The following is a 21,852-nucleotide window of genomic DNA, read 5'->3' as shown; positions in this document are numbered from 1 at the left end:
TGAGGCCAGAGCGCGATTGCGCAAAACACACAAAGACCGCGCCGCTTGTGGTTTATGCGCACGCCGCTGCCGGCAAACGCATGCACAAGCGCAACCCGCGCTGGCCATTGACTGCCCACAGCATCCCCCCCTGGCGCTCGATGGCACTGCGCGCGATGCTCAAGCCCAGACCAAACCCGCCATCCCCAGGCCGCGAGCCATCAAGGCGGGTGAATGGCGCAAAGATGCGCTCCAGCTCGCCCTCGGCCACACCGCCGCCGTCATCTTCAAGGTCAATGCGCCAATAACTGCCCTCACGCTGCCCGGCAAGCCGCACCACGCCATCGGCTGGCGAGTGGCGGATGGCGTTGCGCAACAGGTTTTCCAGCGCCTGGGCCAAGTGGTTGAGGTTGCCTTGCACCGCGCAATCGGCCGGCACCTCGCAGCGCAGCCGAGCCTGCGACCAGCCGCTTTCGTAGCAGGCGTTCTCGCTCAGCAGGTCCCACAACGGGTGAATCTGGATCGGCTCGAACGCCACCGCCCCGCGCTCGGCGTCCTGCCAGGCCAACTGCAAGGTGTCCTCGACCAGTTGCTGCATGGCGTCCACCTCGCGGTGCAGACGCTCGCGCAGGCGCTGCAGGTCAGTCTCGCCGTCGCAAGCCACACGCAGCCGGCTGAGCGGAGTGCGCATTTCGTGGGAAAGGTCACGCAACAACTGCTGCTGCAAGGCCACCGTCCCTTGCAGCCGCTCTGCCATCTGGTCGAAGGCACGGCCCAGTTCGCCAAGCTCGTCCTTGCGCTGGGTGGTGCGCGAGTCCAGCCGCGCGGTGAGCTGGTCGGCGCGCCAAGCGTTGGCCTGCTCGCGCAGCTGGTTCAGCGGCACGATCAGCATGCGGTACAGGCCTACGCACAGCAGCAGCGTGAACAACCCGGGGATAATGCCGTTGGTCACAATTTGCCAGGCCAGGCGGTAATGGCCTGGGTTAAGGCGCTGGGGCAGCTCCATAACCAACATGCCCTGCTCGGGCACCGTGGGGAACGGCAGGCGCAGCCAGGGCTGGCCAACGATGCGCCGGCTCATCGGCCAGTCGATGCCGCGCAGGCGGGTCAGGTGCTGGGTTTGTTCGGCATTGAGCGGCACGCTGCCCAAGGGTTGCAGGTCGGCATCGAGCACAGCGGCCCAGCCAGGCTCATGGCCCTGCAATTGCTCAAGCCAGCGGTCGACCCCTTCACGCCCGCCTTCAAGCCAGGCCTGCTCTGCCTGGGCGGCATAGCCGCGCAGCACGGCGCGCGCCGGCTCGTCGAGGAAGGCGTTGCGGGTTTCCATGTGCCGGCCCCAGGTGTAGCTGAGGCCGATCATCAGCAGGCAGAAGCCCACCAGCAGAATGAACAGTTTCCAGAACAGCGAATGGCGGTTGAGCACAGTCAGTCGGCCTCGCCAGCTGCGAACACATAGCCCTTGCCCCACACCGTGCGCAGCTGGCGCTCGTGGTAGCCGATGGCCTTGAGCTTGCGGCGGATCTGGCTGACGTGCATGTCCAGGCTGCGGTCGTGGCGTGAATAACCACGCTGTAATACCTGCCGATAAAGGAAGGGCTTGCTCAACACCTCGTCCTGGCTGCGGTACAAGGTGTCGAGCAGCCGGTATTCGCTGGGGGTCAGGCCTGCCCAGGCATCGCCCAGGCTCACATCCGCGAGCGCCTCGTCGAAGCACAGCGCGCTGGCTGGCAGTTCGCGCGGAGCCTGGTTGCGCCGCTCAAAGGCAACCCGACGCAATACCGCATCGATGCGCACGCGCAGTTCGGCAAAGCTGAACGGCTTGGGCAGGTAGTCGTCGGCGCCGCGCTCGAAGCCGCTGATGCGATCCGCCTCAGCGCCCAGCGCCGACATCAGGATGACGGGCGTGGCGCTGTGCTGGCGCAGGCGGGCCAAGGCCTCAAGCCCGTTGAGGCCAGGCAGCAGGATGTCCAACAGCACCAGATCGAAGGCCTGCTGCCCGGCGGTTTCAAGCCCTTGCAGCCCATTGCGGCACCAGGTCACTTGAAAACCGCCGCGTTGCAGTTCGTCGTGCAGGTAGGCGCCCAGCACGGGGTCGTCTTCAATGGCAAGAATGCTTGAAGGGTGAATGGGTACAGGATGCATTGGCAACTGCCATCAATTCTCAATTACGTGATTATTGGGCAAGCGCTGCCGCCAGGCAACAGCGAAACGACAAGCGTTGCAGGTGCCGCCATACAGGCAAAAAACAGATACAAATGAGTGCATTGCCACTGCTCGCGGAGTAACGTTCGCGCAGATGCGCCCGGCGCACGTTTTATGCACATGACAGGAGACAGGTGTGCTCGACCGATTAGGAATCCGCAGCCGCGTACTGTTACTGGCCTTGCTGCCAGCAGCGCTCATGGCCCTGGTGCTGGGCACCTACTTCACCTGGCTGCAACAGAGCGAACTGCGTACGCAACTGCTGCAACGCGGCAAGATGATCGCCGAGCAGTTGGCGCCATTGGCCGCACCGGCAATGGCCCACCAGTCCCCTGCGCAACTGGAGCGCATCGCCGCGCAGGCCCTGGAACAGACCGACGTGCGCGCTGTGGCGTTTCTGAGCCCGGACCGCAAGCGCCTGGCCCATGCCGGCCCGAGCATGCTCAACCAGCCGCCCAGCGGCGGCACCGGTACGCAATTGCTGCAACGCACCGGCAACGATGCCACCCGCTACCTGATGCCGGTATTCGGCCACCACCGCGACCTGGCCACCGACGCCGTGCCCGAGGAGGCCGAGCGCTTGCTTGGCTGGGTCGAGATCGAGCTGTCCCATGACGGCACCTTGCTGCGTGGCTACCGCAACCTGTTTACCAGCCTCTTGTTGATACTGGTCGGCCTGAGCCTGACCGCCCTGCTGGCCCTGCGCATGAGCCGCACCATCAACGAGCCGATCAAGCACATCAAGCATGCGGTCAACCAACTCAAGGACGGCCACCTCGAAGAACGCCTGCCGGCCATGGGCAGCCATGAGCTGGATGAACTGGCAGCCGGTATCAACCGCATGGCCGAAACCCTGCAAAACGCCCACGAAGAGCTGCAGCACAGCATCGACCAGGCCACCGAAGATGTGCGCCAGAACCTGGAAACCATCGAGATCCAGAACATCGAACTGGACATGGCGCGCAAGGAAGCCCTGGAGGCCAGCCGTATCAAGTCCGAGTTTCTGGCCAACATGAGCCACGAGATCCGCACCCCGCTCAATGGCATTCTGGGCTTCACCCACCTGTTGCAGAAAAGCGAACTGACGCCGCGCCAGCTCGACTATTTAGGCACCATCGAAAAGTCTGCCGACAACCTGCTGGGGATCATCAACGAGATTCTCGACTTCTCCAAGATCGAGGCCGGCAAGCTGGTGCTCGACAGCATTCCGTTCAACCTGCGCGACCTGATCCAGGACACCCTGACCATCCTCGCCCCGGCCGCCCACGCCAAGCAACTGGAGCTGCTCAGCCTGGTGTACCGCGACACGCCGCTGTCGCTGGTCGGCGACCCGCTGCGGCTCAAGCAGATTTTGACCAACCTGGTGAGCAACGCGATCAAGTTCACCCGCGAAGGCACCATCGTCGTCCGCGCCATGGTCGAGGACGAGCAGGATGACCATGCGCAACTGCGTATCAGCGTGCAGGACACCGGCATCGGCCTGTCGCCACAGGATGTGCGCACGTTGTTCCAGGCGTTCAGCCAGGCCGACAACTCGCTGTCGCGCCAGCCCGGTGGCACCGGCCTTGGGCTGGTGATTTCCAAACGCCTGATCGAGCAGATGGGCGGTGAGATCGGCGTGGACAGCACCCCGGGCGAGGGTTCGCAATTCTGGATCAGCATCAACCTGCCACGGGCCCATGACGATGCCGAAGAACAGCCGCTGCAAGCCCTGATCGGGCGCCGCGCGGCCATCGTCGACGGCCATGACCTGGCCCGCCAGGCCCTGGAGCACCAGCTTGAGGACTGCGGCCTGGCGGTGAGCCTGTTCTCTTCCTACGAGCAACTGCTGCAAGCGGTCAACGCGGCAAGCCAGGCCGGCCAGCCGTTCGACTTCGCCGTGCTCGGGGCCAACCTGGGCAGCCTGTCGCCCGAGCAACTGGGCCAGTGTCATCAGCAGCTCGAACGCCTGGGCTGCCAGTGCGTGGTGCTGTGCCCGACCACCGAACAACCGCTATATCACCCGTATCTGCCCAACGCCTATGGGCAATTGCTGGCCAAACCCACCTGCTCGCGCAAGTTGCGCCGGCTGCTGGTCGACCTGGTGCAACCGCGGCGCATCCTCGGCGAGGCGCGCATAGACAGTGGCGAGCGCATGCCCAAGGTGCTGTGCGTCGACGATAACCCGGCCAACCTGATGCTGGTGCAAACCCTGCTCGAAGACATGGGCGCGGCGGTGCTGGCTGTAGACAGCGGTTTTGCCGCCCTGCAAGCGGTGCAGAACGAGGCCTTCGACCTGGTGCTGATGGATGTGCAGATGCCCGGCATGGACGGGCGCGCCTGTACCGAGCAGATTCGCCAATGGGAAAGCACCCAGAGCGGCCCGGTGCTGCCCATCGTCGCCCTCACCGCGCATGCCATGGCCAACGAAAAACGTGCCCTGCTGCAAAGCGGCATGGACGATTACCTGACCAAGCCGATCAGCGAGCGCCAACTGGCCCAGGTGGTGATGAAATGGACCGGCCTGACCTTGGGCGCAACCTCCCAGGAGCGCGCTGCCGAGCAACTGCCGGACAGCGAACTGAAAGTGCTCGACCCTGAAGAAGGCCTGCGCCTGGCCGCCAACAAGCCAGACCTTGCCGCCGACATGCTGGCGATGCTGCTGGCCTCGCTGGATGCCGACCGCGAAGCCATCCACATTGCCCGCCAAGATGACGACCGCACGGCCTTGATCGAGCGCGTGCACCGCCTCAATGGCGCCTCGCGCTATTGCGGGGTACCGCAACTGCGCGCCGCCTGCCAACGCAGCGAAACACTGCTGAAACAGGACAGCCCGCAGGCGCTGCAAGCGCTGGATGAACTGGACCGGGCGATCATCCGCCTTGCCGAGCAGGCGCGCTTGAGCGCGTGATCGGCGCTATGCAGGTCAACACCGCGCGCCTGGCGTGTGGTTAGACTGTTGCTGTTGCCATAAAAGGACTACCGCCATGCGCGCACTGTTGTTCAGCAGCCAGCACTACGACCAGGAAAGCTTTGCCCGCAGCGCCGCTGGCAGCAACCTGGACCTGCACTACCAGCCCGCCCGGCTGACCCTCGACACCGCCCCACTGGCCCACGGCTATGAAGTGGTGTGCGCGTTCATCAACGACGAACTTGACGCTGCGGTGCTGGAGCGCCTGGCCGAGGGCGGCACGCGGCTGATCGCGCTGCGTTCGGCGGGTTACAACCACGTCGACCTGGCCGCAGCCGAGCGCCTGGGGCTGAGTGTGGTGCGGGTGCCGGCGTATTCGCCGCACGCCGTCGCCGAGCATGCCGTGGCGCTGATTCTGGCACTGAACCGCCGCCTGCACCGGGCCTATAACCGCACCCGCGAGGGCGATTTCACCTTGCATGGGCTGACCGGTTTCGACCTGCATGGCAAGACGGTCGGGGTGGTCGGCACCGGGCAGATCGGCGCGGCCTTCGCCCGCATCATGGCCGGCTTGGGCTGCCAGCTGCTGGCCTACGACCCCTACCCCAACCCCGAACTGCTGGCCTTGGGTGCCCGCTACCTGCCGCTGCCCGAGCTGCTGCGTGAAGCACGCATCATCAGCCTGCACTGCCCGCTGACCGCAGACACCCGGCACCTGATCAACGCCAGGAGCCTTGCGCAGATTCAGCACGGCGCCATGCTGATCAATACCGGGCGCGGCGCGCTGGTGGACACCCCCGCGCTGATCGAGGCGCTCAAGAGCGGCCAGCTCGGCTACCTGGGGCTGGATGTCTATGAAGAAGAGGCCCAACTGTTTTTCGAGGACCGCTCCGACCAGCCGCTGCAGGACGATGTGCTGGCGCGCCTGCTGACCTTCCCCAATGTGATCATCACCGCGCACCAGGCGTTTCTCACCCGCGAAGCGCTGGATGCCATCGCCGCGACCACGCTGGACAACATCAACCGCTGGGCGGCAGGCAATCCGCAGAATCTGGTCACAAAGTGATGCTAGGATACGCGGCATTTCTGGAGGACCCATGGTCGAGCACGATTTCCGCTACACCCTTTTCAACCCGCAACACACCTTGATCGAATGCCGCGCGCTGGTACCGGGCCGTTACCAGGTGACCGGCAACGGCGGCTCGATCCAGAAGGGTGACGCCCTGCTGGTGTCGCTCAAAGGTAGCAAGACCCTGTCCATGCGCCTGACCGTGGACAGCGTGCGCCACCTGATCAACCCGACCGGCCAGTGGGTCGCCGTGGCCCAGGGCCCGGTGTTCAACGAGCTGGAAATTCACCAGTGGCAGGTCAACTGCGACCGCTGCCAGGCGCAGTTGGACTTCGAGTTCGCCGCCGAAGCCAAACTTGGCAAAAAGGGCCACGCCCCAGCCGCCACCGCGCGCATTGCCGAGCTGGGCTGGACCAGCCAGGGCAACGCCCACCTGTGCCCCAACTGCCAGGAGCGTGGTGAGTGAAACAGTTGTTGACTGCCGCCCTGCTCGCTTGCGGCCTGGCCGGTTGCGCTTCGCAGCCTTCGCCATTGCAAAAGGAGCAGAGCTATGTGCTGGAATGGATCGGCGAACGCCCGCTGATGGACTACAGCCACCTGACCCTGACCCTGGCCAGCGATGGCCGCGCCTACGGCAATGCCGGCTGCAACCATTGGTTTGCACCGTATACGCTTGACGGCGAGCAACTGAGCTTCGGCAAGGTCGGCAAGACCCGCAAGCTGTGCTCACCGGCGCTGATGGAGCAGGAAAAACGCTTCTTGCAGGCACTGGAGACCGTGCAACGCTGGGATGTGTCGCCCATCGAGCAGATCCGCTTCTGGCCCGCCGAAGGCAAGCCGCTGCGCTTTTGGCCTGAGGAAGGCTGACGGGCCCAGGGCCCTTCGCGGGTCAAGCCCGCTCCCACGCCTGTAGGAGCGGGCTTGCCCCGCGAACAGCCGCTCAGGCGCCGCCTTTGAGCGCCTTGATCTTCGCCTGCAGGCCCTCGAGGGTCTGCTCGCCGAGCAGCTGTTCGCGCACCTTGCCTTTGTCATCGATGATGTAGGTCACCGGCAACGCTTCGCTGCGTGGCAGCTTGAAGTGCTCGGCCGGGTCCTGGGCGAGCACAGTGAAGTCGATGCCGAGGGTATCGGCAGCGGTTTTGAGCTCCGCGCCCTGCAGCCCGTCATAGTTCACCCCCAACACCTTGATGCCCTGGGCCTGCCACTGCTTGGCCGCGGTATTGAGCGCGGGGATTTCCGTGCGGCACGGGCCGCACCATTCGGCCCAGTAGTTGAGCACCAGCCAGTGCCCGTCGAGCTGTTGCGCCTGCACCGCGTTACCGTGCTGGTCAACGCCGTAATCGGCACCGCAACCGCCGAGCAACAAGCCCGCGGTAATGGCCAGTGCAGCTGCCAAACGCCTTGCCATGGGTCAATCCTTCTGCAAGTTTTTCAAAGCCTGGAGCCGATCGCTGCGGTTAGAATAGCCGCCACACCCTGCTGGATGCGACCCGCCATGACCGACCTGACGCTGTATCATAACCCGCGCTGCTCCAAATCCCGTGCAGCCTTGGAGCTGCTCGAAGAACGCGGCCTGACCGCCAACGTCGTGCGCTACCTCGAAACCCCACCCGACGCCCCCACCCTGCAACAGCTGCTGGCCAAGCTGGGCATCGGCGCGCGCCAGCTGCTGCGCAGCGGCGAAGACGAGTACAAGGCGCTGAACCTGGCGGACCCGGCATTGACCGAGGCGCAACTGATCGACGCCATGGTGCAACACCCCAAACTCATCGAGCGGCCGATTCTGGTTGCCGGCAACAAGGCTGCCATCGGCCGCCCACTGGACAACCTGGTGGAGATCCTGCCGTGAGCGCCCCCTACATTCTGGTGCTTTATTACAGCCGCCACGGCTCCACCAGCGAAATGGCCCGGCACATCGCCCGTGGCATCGAGATGGCCGGCCTTGAAGCCCGCCTGCGCACGGTGCCGGCGGTTTCCACCGAGTGCGAAGCGGTGGCTGCGGACATCCCGGCCAGCGGCGCGCTGTACGCCACCCTGGACGACCTGCGCCACTGCGCGGGCCTGGCCATGGGCAGCCCGACGCGCTTTGGCAACATGGCCGCGCCGCTGAAGTACTTCATCGATGGCACCAGCAGCCTGTGGCTGGGCGGCGAACTGGTCGGCAAGCCGGCTGCGGTGTTCACCTCCACCGCCAGCCTGCACGGTGGCCAGGAAACCACCCTGCTGTCGATGCTGCTGCCGCTGATGCACCACGGCATGCTGGTCACCGGCCTGCCATACAGCGAATCGGCGCTGCTCGAAACCGCCGGCGGCGGCACCCCTTATGGGGCTAGCCATCACGCCGGTGCCGACGGCAAGCGCGAGCTCGACCCGCACGAAATCACCCTGTGCCGCGCGCTGGGCCAACGCCTGGCCAACACCGCCAAAGCCCTCGGGGGCCAACGTGGCTAAAAAGCCTAAAGTACTGCCGCCGCTGGCCTGGCTGGCGCCACGGGCGCGCCTGATGCGGGCATTGAGCCTGGCCTGCTTCTTTGGCCTGATCGCGCTGCTGGTGGTCAACAACCTGTGGTTCGCCAACCTGCACGGGGCGCGGGTCGAGGTCATTCTGGCGGTCGAGCTGGTGCCGTTGCTGTTGCTGCTGCCGGGCATGCTGATGGGCAGCGCCAGGGCGCATGCCTGGGCCTGCTTTGTGGTGAACATCTATTTCATCAAGGGCGTGCTGGCCGCGTTCGACCCGGCCCGGGCGCTGTTTGGCTGGGTGGAGGTGCTGGTGAGCCTGGGGCTGTTCATTGCCGGGCTGCTGTATGTGCGCTGGAAGTTCCAGCTGGAACGGCGCATGGCCGGCGAAGGCAGTTAGGCCCTATCGCGGGGCAAGCCCGCTCCCACGCTGCCCAGTTCTCTGCGCGACAGCGCAGCCCGTAACAGCTGGGTGATCTCCCACAGGATGCATGAAAGCAGCTTTTGTGGGAGCGGGCTTGCCCCGCGATAGCCTTACCCCTGCGCTCAATGGTTGACGGTATGCGCCAGCATGACCGACAACTGGCACAGCGGCCGGCCGCTCTCGGCGTGCCACTGATTGAACGCCTGTTGCACCAACGCCAGGTCGCGCTGGCTGGTGGGGGCCTTGTCGATGATTTTCTGCGCGATCAGCGCGGCGGCCATGTCATCGGTGGGGATGAACGTATCCTTGCCAACCATGCGCAAGAACCGCGGCGCCGACAGCCCGCCCAACTGAGTACCGTGCTTGGCCAGGTATTTCCACAGCCCGACAATATCGGTTTCGGGCCAGGCGGCGATGAACGCTGCAAAACTGCCGTGCACCTTGGCCACATCCAGCACCATCTGCGCGTTGCGCGGCACGCTCTTGAGCTTGCCCAAGTGGCGGATGATGCGCGTGTCCTGCATCAACCGCTCCAGATGCTCGGCGCTCATCAGCACGACCTTTTCCGGGTCGAAGCCGAAGAATACCTGCTCGAACGCCGGCCACTTGGCATCCACCAGGCTGTGCTTGAGACCTGCGCGGAACACCCGCAACGCCAAGGTCGACAGGTAGCGGTCATCACTGACCGCGCGCAATTGCGCAGGCGTACGCGGCTGCGGCAGAAACGCCTCCAGCGCCTGGGCCGAACCAAAGCGGTTCAGGCAGTACTCATGCAACCACTGATAATCGCGCATGCGGTCAGATGTTCAGCACGTCGAGAAAACGCGGCGTGGCGCTTTCGTCGATTTTCAGGCTGGTGAAGTCGAACAGGTTGCGGTCGGCCAACTGCGACGGCGCCACGTTTTGCAGGGCGCGGAAAATGCTCTCGGAACGGCCCGGGTGCTTGCGCTCCCACTCCACCAGCATGTCCTTGACCACCTGGCGCTGCAGGTTCTCCTGCGAACCACACAGGTTGCACGGGATGATCGGGAATTCACGCATGTCCGAGTAGGCCTGGATGTCCTTCTCGTTGCAGTACGCCAGCGGGCGGATCACCACGTTGCGGCCATCATCGGCGCGCAGCTTGGGTGGCATGGCCTTGAGCGCGCCGTTGAAGAACATGTTGAGGAAGAACGTCTCGACGATGTCATCGCGGTGGTGGCCCAGGGCCATTTTGGTCGCACCGATTTCGTCCGCGAAGGTGTACAGCGTGCCGCGACGCAGGCGCGAACACAGCGAGCAGGTGGTCTTGCCCTCGGGGATCAATTCCTTGACCACCGAATAGGTGTCTTTTTCGACGATGTGGTACTCGACGCCCAGGCTCTTCAGGTACGCCGGCAGCACGTGCTCGGGGAAGCCTGGCTGCTTCTGGTCCATGTTCACTGCAACGATCTCGAACTGGATCGGCGCCACCTTCTGCAGGTGCAACAGAACATCGAGCATGGTGTAGCTGTCCTTGCCGCCAGACAGGCAGACCATGACCTTGTCGCCATCTTCGATCATGTTGAAGTCGGTGATGGCTTCGCCGGCGAGACGACGCAGGCGTTTTTGCAGTTTGTTCTGGTTGACCGAGAGGGTGCCCATAGCGCTTGAATCCGCGAGGTGTGACAAAAGCCGGCTATTTTACGCACAAACCGCGCCCCGCTGTAGGCCTTCCGACAAAGACTTCGCGGGAATCAGCCAAGCGAGTTACAGCGCGATTTGCTCTAAAAAGCGCCGTTTGTGCCGGGTAGCGCTTCCTATACTGCGACATAAGGCCACATCCGCCCACTGCGGGCACCTTGGCCTCGGGCCACTGGCGCGCCATGGGCAAGCCGCTGGCAACGACGACTGACAGGAGTGACCGGCATGATCCATCACGTTGTGGGGCTATTTACCCATCCTGACCAGGAATGGCGGGAAATCCGTGGCGAAGACGAAACCATCAGCCACATGTACCTGACACACACCTTGGTGCTGGCGGCGATCCCGGCCATTTCGGCGTTCATTGGCACCACCCAGGTGGGCTGGGTGATCGGCGAACGGCCAGCGGTGATGCTGACCATGGAAAGCGCCGTGTGGATGAGCGTGATGTCCTACCTGGCGATGCTCGCCGGGGTGGCGGTGATGGGCGCGTTCATCCACTGGATGGCACGCACCTATGATGCCAACCCGAGCATGGCGCAGTGCATCGCCTTTGCGACCTATACCGCCACCCCGCTGTTCATCGGCGGGCTCGCCGCGCTGTACCCGCACCTGTGGCTGGGCATGCTGATCGGCACGGCGGCGATCTGCTACACGGTGTACCTGTTGTATGTCGGGCTGCCGACCTTCATGAACATCCCGGCCGATGAGGGCTTTCTGTTCTCAAGTTCCGTGCTGGCGGTGGGCCTGGTGGTGCTGGTGGCGATCATGGCGGCCACGGTGATCATCTGGGGGTTGGGTGTGGGGCCTGTGTATACCAACTGAAGATCGGATAATTCAACCGCCACGCGGCCGGTGTGTAGGAGCGGCCTTGCGTCGCGAAAGGGCTGCGAAGCAGCCCCGGCGATTTTGCATGACGCGCAGATCCTGGGGCCGCTTCGCCGCCCTTTCGCGACGCAAGGTCGCTCCTACAAGGCACTGATTGCGGCATAATGCCGGGCCAGGAGACCCGCCCCGCCATGCCCGAGCTGCTCAAACAACGCGTCGAAACCTGCTACCAACAAGCTGAAACCTTCTTCAAACGCCCCTTCCCGCGCCCGCAAGTCAGCTTCAAGCTGCGTGGCCAGAAGGCCGGCGTCGCCCATCTGCACGAAAACCTGCTGCGCTTCAACTTGCAGCTGTACCGCGAAAACCAGGACGACTTCCTGCGCCAGACCGTGGCCCACGAGGTGGCGCACCTGGTCGCCCACCAATTGTTCGGTGACCGCATCCAGGCCCATGGCGAAGAATGGCAACTGATCATGCGCGGGGTCTACGAGCTGCCCCCCAACCGTTGCCACAACTATGCAGTGCAGCGGCGCAGCGCCACGCGCTACATCTATACCTGCCGCTGCCCGGAACAAGACTTCCCGTTCACGGCGCAGCGCCACACCCTGGTGGCCAAGGGGCGGCGCTACCTGTGCAAACGTTGCCGGCAGACCTTGGTATTCAGCGGGCAGACGCGGGTGGAGTGAGCCACCCGCCCTGAATCACGCAACGCCTACCAGGTGCTCGGCAGTAAACTGCTGCACGCCCACCAGCTGGATCTCGAAGTCAGCGGTGAACTTGCCGTCACTGCCCAACTTGGCGTCGATGTTGCCCGAGAGGATCTCATTGGCAAAACGCAGCTGGCCGGCACCGGTGAAATCGCCGGAACCGATGTAAGTGAAGGTGTTGATGCCTTTGAGCAGCACGTTGGCGTCGATCTTGGTCAGGTCGATGCGGTCGCCTTCGGCGCCGTTGAAGTCGGTGATGACATCCCGCTTGTCGCCCAGGCCGATTTCGCTGATCAGGTTGAACACGAAGCGGTCTGCGCCCGTGCCGCCGGTCATGGTGTCGGTGCCCAGGCCGCCGATCAGTACGTCATCGCCTGCCCCGCCATCCAGCACATCATTGCCGGCGCCGCCATTGAGGGTGTTGTTGCCGGCATTGCCGGTCATCACGTTGGCCGCAGCGTTACCGGTGCCGTTGAGGTTATCGGTGCCGGTCAGCACCAGGTTTTCGAAGTTGGCTGCCAAGGTCCAGTTGACCGAGGCGCGCACGGTGTCGATGCCGGCGTTGACGCCTTCGATCAGCACGTCGCGCACATCGTCCACCACATAGGTGTCATTGCCCTTGCCGCCGATCAGAGTATCGACGCCCGCCCCGCCGTCCAGCACGTTGTCGCCGTCGTTGCCGGTGATGCGGTTGTTCAACGCATTGCCGGTGCCATTGAGGTTGCCAGCGCCGGTCAGGGTGAGGTTTTCGAGGTTGTCGCCCAAGGCCCAGCTGACCGAGGCAAATACGTTGTCGATTTCCTTGGGCGAGGTGCCAGCCTCGACGATCACGTCATCTACGTTGTCGACGTAGTAGGTGTCGTTGCCCAGCCCGCCGATCAACGTGTTCACCCCGCCACCGCCCCGCAGCACGTTGGCGCCGTCGTTGCCGGTGAGGATGTTGTTCAGTGAGTTGCCAGTCAGGTTGAGGTTGGCCTTGCCGAGCAGCTCGCCCTCTTCGATGTTATCGGCCAGCACGTAGCTGATCGAGGCGCGCACCAGGTCGCGGCCTTCGTTAAAGGCTTCGGTCACCACATCGCGCACGTTATCGACGTAATAGATGTCATTGCCCAGGCCGCCGATCATGGTGTCGATACCCACGCCGCCATCGAGCAGGTCGTCGCCCGCGCCGCCTTCGAGGCGGTCATTGCCGGCGCCGCCGAACAATTGGTTGTCACCACTGTTGCCAATCAGCACGTTCGCCTGCGCATTGCCGGTGCCGCGCAAGTTGCCGTTGCCGGTCAGCACCAGGTTTTCGACGTTGGCGGCCAGGGTCCAGTCCAGCGAGGCGCGCACGGTGTCGATACCGCCGTTGGCCGCTTCGAGGGTCTGGTCGCCAATATTGTCGACGATGTAGGTGTCGTTGCCGGCCCCGCCGCTCATGATGTCAGCGCCAGCGCCGCCATCGAGCAGGTTGTTGCCGCTGTTGCCGGTCAGGCGGTTGTCCAGCGCGTTGCCGATGGCGTCAAGGTGGGCCGCGCCGAGCAGGGTGAGGTTTTCCAGGTTGTCACCCAGGGTCCAGCTGACCGAGGCGAACACGCTGTCGATTTCGCTGGCCAGGGTGCTGGTTTCGATGATCACGTCATCGCTGCTGTCGACGTAGTAGGTGTCGTTGCCCAGGCCGCCGATGAGCGTGTCGCGCCCGCCCTCGCCCTTGAGGATGTTGTTGCCGGCGTTGCCGGTCAGCACGTTGTCGCCGGCATTGCCGGTCAGGTTCAGGTTGGCCGTGCCGAGCAGCTCGCCGTCTTCGACGTTGGCGGTGAGCACGTAGGTGATCGAGCTGCGCACCAGGTCGCGGCCTTCGCCAGCCAGTTCCACCACCACGTCCCGGATGTTATCAACGTAATACGTGTCATCACCCAGGCCGCCGATCATGCGGTCCGCGCCCAGCCCGCCATCGAGCACGTTGTTGCCGGCATTGCCGGTCAGCACGTTGGCCAGGGCGTTACCGGTGCCATTGAGGTTGGCACTGCCGGTGAGTTCGAGGTTTTCCAGGTTGGCGCCAAGCGCCCAGCTCAGCGAGGCGCGCACGGTGTCGATACCCGCGTTGACGCCTTCGATCACCTCATCGCCTGCGTTGTCGACCACGTAGGTGTCGTTGCCGGCACCGCCGCTCATCTTGTCGGCGCCAGCGCCGCCGTCCAGTACGTTGTTGCCGGCGTTGCCGATCAGCACGTTGTTCAGCGCGTTGCCGGTGGCGTTGATCGCTGCGCGGCCGGTCAGGGTGAGGTTTTCCAGGTTGTCGCCCAAGGTGTAGCTGATCGACGCCATCACGGTGTCGATCTCGCTGGCCAGGGTGCTGTCTTCGACGACCACGTCGCCTGCGTTGTCGACGATGTAGGTGTCGTTGCCCAGGCCGCCGCGCATGATGTCGGCGCCGCCACGGCCGTCGAGCACGTTGTCCAGGTCGTTGCCGATCAAGGTGTCGGCGAAGGCGGAACCGGTGGCGTTTTCGATCTTGGCGCCGTAGGCGATGGCCAGGCCGTCGTTGACATAGGCCCCGAGGTTGTAGTCATAGAACAACGCGCCGATGTTGCTGTAAGCCCCTTCATTCAAGTCCAACTTCACGCCTGTGCGCTGGTTGCTGGCATCGATGGTGTCGGTGCCGCCTGCGTCCCACAACGTCTGGAACACCACCTGGCCGGGCTTGAAGCTGTAGGTATCGTCGCCGCTGTGCCACTTCATGTTGGCGCCGTACAGGCGCTGCATCACCAGAATATCCAGCAGCATCGGCGTGGTTGGCTCGACGTAGGCCCTGAGCGTGTTGTCGGTGAAATACAGGTTCTGGTAGCTCATCAAGGTGACGCGCACGTCATCCAGCTCTGTCGGCAACACGGCCGAGTTGCTGGCAGAGGCGCTGAACGGATGCTTCAGGCCCAAGGCATGACCGATCTCGTGCATGAAGGTCATGTAGTCGTACGAGCCCGGCAGCGGATTGGCCTGGTTGGTGTGCTTGCCGATCCAGACATCGCCCGCACTCGGGTTGTTGGCTGGGTAGTAGGCCCACGCAGCGGCATCTTCATCCATCTTGCTGTAACCGCCAAAGCGCAAGTCACCCACGTTGCTGCGCGACTCGGCAACCAGGGTGAACTTGATGTCGGCCACGGCAGACCACGCCGCCAGCGCACCGGTCACGGCGGTTTTCTGCGCGGCGGTCAGCGAATACGCGGCGCGGTACTCGTTGCTGTCGGTATAGCGGGTGGCGAACATCGACACGTTCGGGGTGACGAAGCTGTAGGTCAGGGGCGTGGTGCCGCCGGTGAAATACGAAGAGGTATCCCAGGCCGAGCCGGCAAGCAGACTATCGATGAGGTTGTTGCCCGACAGCGAAACACTGCGAGCCGAGGTGTATCCGGTGGGGCTGGGCATTGCACTACATTCCTGAATAGACCGTGAACATCCGTGTACTCAACGCCTGGCCGGTCCGTAAAACCCAGGCAATAAAAGGTGATGGCTATTTAACACTAAATTGGCGCCAAAAGAACGTTGCGCCGGTCGGGGAGGCACAAAAAAACCCATCCGAAGATGGGTTTTTTCAGGTTACCGCTGCGCTATCAGCGCGCCGGGCCTTCCGCTACGCCGAGGTCGTCGGTCGGGCGGGTGTCGATCAGCGGGGCACCACCGGAGGCCAGCTCAGCCTGCAGCACGTCGGTGTCCAGTTCCTTGACCCACTTGGCGACAACCACGGTGGCAACAGCGTTGCCGATCAGGTTGGTCAGGGCGCGGGCTTCGGACATGAAGCGGTCGATGCCGAGGATCAGCGCCAGACCTGCAACCGGCAGGTGGCCGACGGCGGACAGGGTGGCAGCCAGCACGATGAAGCCCGAACCGGTAACACCGGCAGCGCCTTTGGACGCAACCAGCAGCACCAGCAGCAGGGTGATCTGGTGGGTGATGTCCATGGTGGTGTCGGTGGCCTGGGCGATGAACACCGCAGCCATGGTCAGGTAGATCGAGGTGCCGTCGAGGTTGAACGAGTAGCCAGTCGGGATAACCAGGCCAACCACCGATTTCTTCGCGCCCAGGCGCTCCATCTTGGCCAGCATGCGTGGCAGGGCCGACTCGGAGGACGAGGTGCCCAGCACGATCAGCAGTTCTTCACGGATGTAGCGGATCAGCTTGAGGACGCTGAAGCCGTGGGCGCGGCAGATACCGCCCAGTACCACGAGGATGAACAGCAGGCAGGTGATGTAGAAGCAGGCCATCAGGTAGCCCAGCTGTACCAGCGAACCCACGCCGTACTGGCCGATGGTGAAGGCCATGGCACCGAAGGCACCGACCGGCGCCAGCTTCATGATCATATTGATGATGTTGAACATGACATGGGCGAAGCGGTCAATCATGTCCAGCACCGGCTTGCCGTAGCTGCCCAGGCGGTGCAGGGCGAAGCCGAACAGCACGGAGAACATCAGCACTTGCAGGATGTCGCCGTTGGCGAAGGCACCGACAACGGTGTTAGGGATGACGTTGAGCAGGAAACCGACGGTGGTCTGCTGCGCGCCGGCGGCGGCGTAGGCGGCCACGCTGCTGGCGTTCAGGGTGCTGACGTCGACGTGCATGCCGGCGCCCGGCTGGACCACGTTGACCACGACCAGGCCGATGATCAGTGCGACGGTGGAGACGATCTCGAAGTACAGCAGCGCGTAACCGCCGGTCTTGCCGACCGACTTCATGCTTTGCATGCCAGCGATGCCGCTGACCACGGTACAGAAGATGATCGGGGCGATGACCATCTTGATCAGTTTTACGAAACCATCACCCAGTGGTTTGAGGGCGACGCCGGTTTCGGGGTAGTAGTGGCCAAGCAGGATACCGATGGTGATCGCGACGATCACCTGGACATACAGCGATTTGTACAGCGGCTGACGAGTCGTCATGGCTTAGTTTCCTCAAGTGTGCCGGCGCATCCCTTCAAGGATGTGGGCACCTGAATCGCGAACCCTCCTGCACCTGGAGGGATTTGTCATTGTTTTCGAGCAGCCTGGCAGGCGTCTGCCCGGTCTCTGATGAACACTTAGCAAGGGCGATGCCAAAATGCCCGACGGCGGTGCAAAGCCAATGTTTACGGGATATTTTTGCCCTGGGACAGGGCGCGAGGCGGGGGTTCGGCTGGCGGATTTCCGCCCGGTGGCGGGTTTCGTACAGAGGGGGTGGCGGGAATCCGCCCTGGCCGCTGTGGGAGCGGTCTTGTGCCGCGATGGGGCGTGCGACCCTTAAATGGGCGCCTCACTCAAAATGGCTGGGGGACTAAGCGTCGGCATCACAAATGAATACGCGTAAACACCTCAAAACCACAGCAAAGAACCACAGGTATCAGCAAACCTGCACCGGCCTCATCGCAGGCTATCGCCAGCTCCCACAGAGGCCATGCGCAACCGCAACATTGCTGGTTGGACCCAATCCTATGGAAAATGATAGAGAGCCGTGGCGAGCGGGCTTGTCCCGCGTTGGGCTGCGCAGCAGCCCTGAAAACCCAAGGGGCTGCTGCGCAGCCCAACGCGGGGCAAGCCCGCTCGCCACAAGGAGATATGTCTGGCGAAAACAGGGTTGTACAAAACCATAGAATCTCCCACGGTGCCCAGTTCTCTGCGCGACAGCGCAGCCCTGCAGGGCTGGATGATCTCCTACGCAAACCGCGCCCAGCCGGCACAGAGATGCCCGCCTGCGAGGGGTGCTCGGCCTCAATCCAAGCGAAACACAATCCGGAACATCGCCCCACCGAGCGCCGAATCATCGAGCTGCAACTCTGCGTCGTAGCTATCAATGATGTCCTTGACTACCGCCAGCCCAATGCCCTGCCCCGGATGCTGGCTATCCAGCCGCTCTCCGCGCTCCAGAATGCGCTCGCGCTGATCCGGCGGCACACCCGGGCCGTCATCCTCGATGCACAACTCCAGCAGCCCCGGCGTTTCGCGCAGGCTCACCCGCACCTGCCCCAGGCACAGCCGGTAGGCGTTCTCCAGCAGGTTGCCGAGCAGTTCGAGCAAGGCGCCCTGCTCCACCGGCACACACGCCTGGGCCGGGATATCCAGGCTGACCTCGACGCGCTTGTCGCGGTAGACCTTGGCCAGCGTGCTGCACAGGCTGTCGAGCAGCGGCACGAGTTGCACCTGGTGGCGCACCAGCCCGCTCTTGCGCAGGCTGGCGCGCTGCAACTGGTAGTCGATCTGCTGACTCATGCGCTCGATCTGGCTTTGCAGCACCTGCGCCTGGCTGCCCTGCGGCATGCTCTCGCCAACCCCCTGCAACACCGCCAGCGGGGTTTTCAGGCTGTGGGCCAGGTCGTCGAGCGAGTCGCGGTAGCGCTGGCGCTGTTCGCGCTCGCTATGCAGCAAGCGGTTCAACGAGCCGGTCAGGCGCAGCAGCTCACGCGGGTGCTCGCGGCTGAGGCCGTCACGGGCACCAGCCTCGACCTGGTCAAGCTCTACGCTGAGCCTGCGCAACGAACGCAGGCCCCAGGTCAGGCCGGCCCACAGCAGCGCCATCAGTGCCAGCAGCGCTGCGCCAAAACCCAGGTAGAGTTTTTCGCGCAGGCCATCAAGGGTGTGCTGGTACTCGCGCACCGGTTGCAGGGCGACGATGCTGTAAGCCGCGCTCTTGCCCCCCAGCAGCTTGACCTCGACGTCATAGACGAAAAACTCTTCGTTGCCTTCTTGCTCGATGCGCGCGAACTCATTGCCACGCCCGTCATAGCGCGGGCTGTAGTTGATGTGGCGGTTGCGGGTCGCGCGGGATTGCCAGACCAGCGTGCCCTGGCGGTCGAAAATGTAGCCGAGCAGCCCGGTGTACGGCAGGTTGTAGCGCTCGTCGGGCAGCAGCGCCGGCATTTGCAGGCGGCCATCCTCGATGCGCGCGGCAGAAATCAAGGTCGTGACATCCGAGGCCAGGCGCTGCTCGATGGACTCCTGCAACGCCAGGCTGAACGCCTTCTGCAACGCCGGCAGCAGCGCCAGCATGAACAGCAGCGCCAACAGCGCCGCTGCCAGCATCAGGCGTACGCGCAGCGAACGAATCAACGGCAGCGCTCGGTGAACAGGTAACCCAGCCCGCGTACGGTGTCGATGGGTTTGAAGCCGTTGTCGCCCTCAAGCTTGCGCCGCAGGCGGCCCACCAGCACCTCGATGACGTTGGGGTCGCGCTCCTCGTCGCCGGGGTACAGCTGCTCCATCAGGCGCTCCTTGGCCACCACCTGCTGGTGATGGCGCATGAGGTACTCAAGGATGCGGTATTCGTAGGCGGTCAGCGCCAGCGGCGTGTCATCCAGGCTGGCCTGCTTGCGGTTGAGGTCAAGCAGCAGCGGGCCGGCAGCGATGGTCGACTGGGTAAAACCGCTGGCGCGGCGCAGCAGCGCATTGAGCCGGGCTTCGAGCTCTTCGAACTGAAACGGCTTGACTACATAGTCGTCGGCGCCGGCGGCCAGGCCTTCGACCTTGTCCTGCCAGTTGCCGCGGGCGGTGAGAATAAGGATGGGGAAGGTTTGGCCAAGGCTGCGCAACTGGCGAATCAGGTCCAACCCGCTCATGCCCGGCAGGCCCAGGTCGATCACCGCCAGGTCATGGTTGTACTGCTCGGCCTGGTACAGCGCCTCCTCGGCGTTGGCCACCGCCTGCACCACATGCCCGCCTTCGCCCAGACGGGTGAACAGGTGATGACGCAGCAGCGCTTCGTCCTCGACCACCAGCAGTTTCATGCAGCTCTCCTTGTTTGTGCGGGGCCGGCACAGGATAACAGCGAAGCGACATCATCCCTATGTGCCGGCTTGCCGGTGCACCTGCTTCAGAACTTGTAGGTGGCCGCAAGGTACGTCTGCGCGCTGCTGGTCAGGCGCAGGGTGCCGTCTTTCGGCCCGCCATGCTCGCCGATTTCGGTGCTGGCGTTGCTGCGCAGGTAACGGTAGCCAAGCTCAACCGAGGCATTGTCGGTGAGTTCCTGGATGACACCGCCTTGCAGGCCAACGGCGTAACCATAGTCGGTGTCGCGGCTGGCACCGGGGGAATCCTGGGTCAGCTTGGTCACGCCCAGGCTGGCGCCGCCGAACAACTTGGTGGTATCGCCTACGGGCAGGAACAGGTCGTAGCTACCCAGCAGGTTCTCCTGGCGCAGCTTGACACCGCTGTGGTCACCCGACACGTTGTCGTAGGTCAGGTAGTAGCGGCCCTGCTGATTCATCTGACCCAGGCGCACGCCCCAGGTGTTGTCCTTGCCGATGATGCCGTCGGCGTTCAGGCCGGGGGCATTGTTTTGCAGCAGGCCGGACTTGCGCACTTTGTCGCTGGTCTGGCCGTAGGTCAGGCTGGCGAAGTTGTCGTCGGCCTGGGCCGCGGTGGTCATGCCGGCGGCGCACACCGCCATGGCGGCAATCAGGGTATTGAGCGTTTTCATGGTTCAGGTACTCCCGTTGGATGCTTTGTCTGTGTCTGGGAGCTAGAGTAGGGAGGGCGCCCTGAACCGCCGCTGAACCTTGCCTGAACAACCGCTGAACGAAGCGGCCACCGTCGTAAAAGGAGTTTCCCCATGCGTACCCTGCTTGCCCTGGCCCTGCTGTGCAGTACCGCCCTCGCCCAGGCGGCGGTGCAGACCCGCGAAATCCGCTACCAGGATGACAACGGCACTGCGCTGATCGGCTACTACGCCTACGACGACGCGGTCGAAGGCAAACGCCCGGGCGTCGTCGTGGTGCATGAATGGTGGGGGCTGAACGACTACGCCAAACGCCGCGCGCGTGACCTGGCGGCACTTGGCTACAACGCGCTGGCTATCGATATGTATGGCGACGGCAAGCATACCGAGCACCCACAGGACGCCCAGGCGTTCATGGCTGCGGCCATGAAAGACCCGGCGGCAGCGGCGCGGCGCTTCGACGCCGGGCTCGAGCTGCTCAAGTTGCAGCCCAACACCAACAAGCACCAGTTGGGCGCGGTGGGGTACTGCTTTGGCGGCGCGGTGGTGCTCGATGCCGCGCGCCGGGGCGAAAAGCTCGATGGCGTGGTGAGCTTCCATGGTGCACTGGCGACCAAGACACCGGCAAAGCCTGGCGTGGTACGGGCAAAGGTTCTGGTTGAGCACGGCGAGGCCGATAGCATGGTCACCGCGGAGCAGGTGGCGGCGTTCAAGGCCGAGATGGATGCAGCCAAGGTGGACTATGAGTTTGTCGGGATTCCCGGGGCCAAGCATGGCTTCACCAACCCGGATGCCGACCGTTTGAGCCATGGTGGGCATGGCGGGCCGGATATCGGTTATGACAAGGCAGCCGATGAAAGCTCGTGGAAAGACATGCAGGCGTTTTTCAAGAAGGCGTTTGACTGAGTAAAGCCGGGGCTGCGTTGCAGCCCATCGCAGGCTGTCGCCAGCTCCTACAAAGACCGTGCACATCCACAATATCGAGGCCTGATCTGGATATCTGTGGGAGATTCTATGGTTTTGTGCAAGCCTGTTCCCGCCAGACATATCTCCTTGTGGCGAGCGGGCTTGCCCCGCGTTGGGCTGCGCAGCAGCCCCTTGGGTTTTCAGGGCTGCTGCGCAGCCCAACGCGGGACAAGCCCGCTCGCCACGACTCTCTATCATTTCCCACAAGATAGGGTCCAACCAGCAATGT

20 protein-coding genes are annotated in these 21,852 nt (G+C 63.7%); 10 read left to right on the top strand and 10 right to left on the bottom strand.

Annotated features, from left to right (window positions below; genetic code table 11):
• Positions 1–52 precede the first annotated feature (52 nt).
• Entirely contained in the window at positions 53–1,402 is a 1,350-nt protein-coding gene (locus tag HU719_RS18535; protein WP_186521917.1) for a histidine kinase sensor domain-containing protein, read from the bottom strand.
• 2 nt (positions 1,403–1,404) lie between these two features.
• The gene (locus tag HU719_RS18530; protein ID WP_186521919.1) at positions 1,405–2,121 is read right to left on the bottom strand and encodes a response regulator transcription factor; all 717 of its coding nucleotides are present in this window, start codon (positions 2,119–2,121) and stop codon (positions 1,405–1,407) included.
• Positions 2,122–2,317: 196 nt separating this feature from the next.
• Between HU719_RS18530 and HU719_RS18525 the strand changes: the two genes are divergently transcribed.
• The 4 genes from HU719_RS18525 (at position 2,318) to HU719_RS18510 (ending at position 7,007) form a co-directional block, all read left to right on the top strand.
• Complete coding sequence (locus HU719_RS18525; protein WP_186521921.1) at positions 2,318–5,071, top strand: response regulator; 2,754 nt, start codon at positions 2,318–2,320, stop codon at positions 5,069–5,071.
• A gap of 76 nt (positions 5,072–5,147) precedes the next feature.
• Complete coding sequence (locus tag HU719_RS18520) at positions 5,148–6,137, top strand: 2-hydroxyacid dehydrogenase (RefSeq protein WP_186521923.1); 990 nt, start codon at positions 5,148–5,150, stop codon at positions 6,135–6,137.
• A gap of 31 nt (positions 6,138–6,168) precedes the next feature.
• Positions 6,169–6,606, top strand: coding sequence for a hypothetical protein (locus HU719_RS18515; protein WP_186521925.1), 438 nt, complete (start codon positions 6,169–6,171; stop codon positions 6,604–6,606).
• Entirely contained in the window at positions 6,603–7,007 is a 405-nt protein-coding gene (locus tag HU719_RS18510) for an META domain-containing protein (RefSeq protein WP_186521927.1), read from the top strand. The genes HU719_RS18515 and HU719_RS18510 overlap by 4 nt, the downstream gene beginning before the upstream one ends.
• A 73-nt stretch (positions 7,008–7,080) precedes the next feature.
• Here the strand turns inward: HU719_RS18510 and HU719_RS18505 are convergent, their stop codons facing one another.
• The gene (locus HU719_RS18505) at positions 7,081–7,548 is read right to left on the bottom strand and encodes a TlpA disulfide reductase family protein (RefSeq protein WP_186521929.1); all 468 of its coding nucleotides are present in this window, start codon (positions 7,546–7,548) and stop codon (positions 7,081–7,083) included.
• 87 nt (positions 7,549–7,635) lie between these two features.
• Here HU719_RS18505 and arsC point away from each other — a divergent pair, with 87 nt between their 5' ends.
• The 3 genes from arsC to HU719_RS18490 are packed head-to-tail and all read left to right on the top strand — an operon-like array spanning position 7,636 to position 8,997.
• A complete protein-coding gene (gene arsC / locus HU719_RS18500; protein ID WP_186521931.1) occupies positions 7,636–7,989 on the top strand; it encodes an arsenate reductase (glutaredoxin) in 354 nt (117 codons plus the stop codon).
• Entirely contained in the window at positions 7,986–8,591 is a 606-nt protein-coding gene (gene wrbA, locus HU719_RS18495; RefSeq protein ID WP_186537193.1) for an NAD(P)H:quinone oxidoreductase, read from the top strand. The genes arsC and wrbA overlap by 4 nt, the downstream gene beginning before the upstream one ends.
• Complete coding sequence (locus tag HU719_RS18490) at positions 8,584–8,997, top strand: DUF2069 domain-containing protein (protein ID WP_186521935.1); 414 nt, start codon at positions 8,584–8,586, stop codon at positions 8,995–8,997. Before wrbA ends, HU719_RS18490 begins: the two co-directional genes overlap by 8 nt.
• Positions 8,998–9,143: 146 nt before the next feature.
• Here HU719_RS18490 and HU719_RS18485 read toward each other — a convergent pair whose 3' ends face one another.
• Both HU719_RS18485 and ttcA read right to left on the bottom strand, forming a co-directional pair.
• Positions 9,144–9,815: a DNA-3-methyladenine glycosylase I gene (locus tag HU719_RS18485; protein ID WP_186537194.1), complete on the bottom strand. Its 672-nt coding sequence runs from the start codon at positions 9,813–9,815 to the stop codon at positions 9,144–9,146.
• A gap of 4 nt (positions 9,816–9,819) precedes the next feature.
• Positions 9,820–10,644, bottom strand: coding sequence for a tRNA 2-thiocytidine(32) synthetase TtcA (ttcA, locus tag HU719_RS18480; protein ID WP_186521940.1), 825 nt, complete (start codon positions 10,642–10,644; stop codon positions 9,820–9,822).
• A 264-nt stretch (positions 10,645–10,908) separates the two neighbouring features.
• On the opposite strand from ttcA, the gene HU719_RS18475 reads away from it, so the two are divergent.
• Together HU719_RS18475 and HU719_RS18470 are read left to right on the top strand one after the other, a co-directional pair.
• Positions 10,909–11,508, top strand: coding sequence for a Yip1 family protein (locus HU719_RS18475; RefSeq protein ID WP_186521941.1), 600 nt, complete (start codon positions 10,909–10,911; stop codon positions 11,506–11,508).
• Between the two features lie 194 nt (positions 11,509–11,702).
• Positions 11,703–12,197 carry a SprT family zinc-dependent metalloprotease gene (locus tag HU719_RS18470; RefSeq protein ID WP_186537195.1) on the top strand — a complete coding sequence of 165 codons (495 nt, stop codon included), beginning with the start codon at positions 11,703–11,705 and terminating at the stop codon, positions 12,195–12,197.
• Positions 12,198–12,212: 15 nt separating this feature from the next.
• On the opposite strand, the gene HU719_RS18465 is transcribed toward HU719_RS18470, so the two are convergent.
• From HU719_RS18465 to HU719_RS18445, 5 genes are all read right to left on the bottom strand, one after another.
• Positions 12,213–15,626 carry a M10 family metallopeptidase gene (locus tag HU719_RS18465; RefSeq protein WP_186537196.1) on the bottom strand — a complete coding sequence of 1,138 codons (3,414 nt, stop codon included), beginning with the start codon at positions 15,624–15,626 and terminating at the stop codon, positions 12,213–12,215.
• A gap of 185 nt (positions 15,627–15,811) precedes the next feature.
• On the bottom strand, positions 15,812–17,134 hold the full coding sequence (locus HU719_RS18460; RefSeq protein WP_186537197.1) for a dicarboxylate/amino acid:cation symporter: 1,323 nt from the start codon (positions 17,132–17,134) through the stop codon (positions 15,812–15,814).
• Between the two features lie 804 nt (positions 17,135–17,938).
• Positions 17,939–19,273, bottom strand: a complete 1,335-nt coding sequence (locus HU719_RS18455; protein WP_186521949.1) for an ATP-binding protein — start codon at positions 19,271–19,273, stop codon at positions 17,939–17,941.
• A complete protein-coding gene (locus tag HU719_RS18450) occupies positions 19,270–19,947 on the bottom strand; it encodes a response regulator (protein WP_186537487.1) in 678 nt (225 codons plus the stop codon). Before HU719_RS18450 ends, HU719_RS18455 begins: the two co-directional genes overlap by 4 nt.
• A gap of 86 nt (positions 19,948–20,033) precedes the next feature.
• Entirely contained in the window at positions 20,034–20,639 is a 606-nt protein-coding gene (locus HU719_RS18445; protein ID WP_186521951.1) for an outer membrane beta-barrel protein, read from the bottom strand.
• 132 nt (positions 20,640–20,771) lie between these two features.
• Here HU719_RS18445 and HU719_RS18440 point away from each other — a divergent pair, with 132 nt between their 5' ends.
• Positions 20,772–21,563 carry a dienelactone hydrolase family protein gene (locus HU719_RS18440; RefSeq protein ID WP_186537486.1) on the top strand — a complete coding sequence of 264 codons (792 nt, stop codon included), beginning with the start codon at positions 20,772–20,774 and terminating at the stop codon, positions 21,561–21,563.
• The last annotated feature ends 289 nt before the right edge of the window (positions 21,564–21,852 follow it).

Origin of the sequence: Pseudomonas farsensis (genome assembly GCF_014268805.2) — a bacterium.
Classification (GTDB): domain Bacteria; phylum Pseudomonadota; class Gammaproteobacteria; order Pseudomonadales; family Pseudomonadaceae; genus Aquipseudomonas; species Aquipseudomonas farsensis.
The sequence above is the reverse complement of the archived record's forward strand: the minus strand, read 5'-3'. Positions and strand labels throughout refer to the sequence as shown.

Bases quoted from the DNA above. Each gene is read 5' to 3' on its own strand.
- HU719_RS18440 (WP_186537486.1), top strand. From the start codon at position 20,772: ATGCGTACCCTGCTTGCCCTGGCCCTGCTGTGCAGTACCGCCCTCGCC.
- HU719_RS18520 (WP_186521923.1), top strand. From the start codon at position 5,148: ATGCGCGCACTGTTGTTCAGCAGCCAGCACTACGACCAGGAAAGCTTT.
- arsC (WP_186521931.1), top strand. From the start codon at position 7,636: ATGACCGACCTGACGCTGTATCATAACCCGCGCTGCTCCAAATCCCGT.
- HU719_RS18530 (WP_186521919.1), bottom strand. From the start codon at position 2,121: ATGCATCCTGTACCCATTCACCCTTCAAGCATTCTTGCCATTGAAGAC.
- HU719_RS18515 (WP_186521925.1), top strand. From the start codon at position 6,169: ATGGTCGAGCACGATTTCCGCTACACCCTTTTCAACCCGCAACACACC.
- HU719_RS18460 (WP_186537197.1), bottom strand. From the start codon at position 17,134: ATGACGACTCGTCAGCCGCTGTACAAATCGCTGTATGTCCAGGTGATC.
- HU719_RS18450 (WP_186537487.1), bottom strand. From the start codon at position 19,947: ATGAAACTGCTGGTGGTCGAGGACGAAGCGCTGCTGCGTCATCACCTG.
- HU719_RS18465 (WP_186537196.1), bottom strand. From the start codon at position 15,626: ATGCCCAGCCCCACCGGATACACCTCGGCTCGCAGTGTTTCGCTGTCG.
- HU719_RS18445 (WP_186521951.1), bottom strand. From the start codon at position 20,639: ATGAAAACGCTCAATACCCTGATTGCCGCCATGGCGGTGTGCGCCGCC.
- HU719_RS18505 (WP_186521929.1), bottom strand. From the start codon at position 7,548: ATGGCAAGGCGTTTGGCAGCTGCACTGGCCATTACCGCGGGCTTGTTG.
- ttcA (WP_186521940.1), bottom strand. From the start codon at position 10,644: ATGGGCACCCTCTCGGTCAACCAGAACAAACTGCAAAAACGCCTGCGT.
- HU719_RS18475 (WP_186521941.1), top strand. From the start codon at position 10,909: ATGATCCATCACGTTGTGGGGCTATTTACCCATCCTGACCAGGAATGG.
- HU719_RS18470 (WP_186537195.1), top strand. From the start codon at position 11,703: ATGCCCGAGCTGCTCAAACAACGCGTCGAAACCTGCTACCAACAAGCT.
- HU719_RS18485 (WP_186537194.1), bottom strand. From the start codon at position 9,815: ATGCGCGATTATCAGTGGTTGCATGAGTACTGCCTGAACCGCTTTGGT.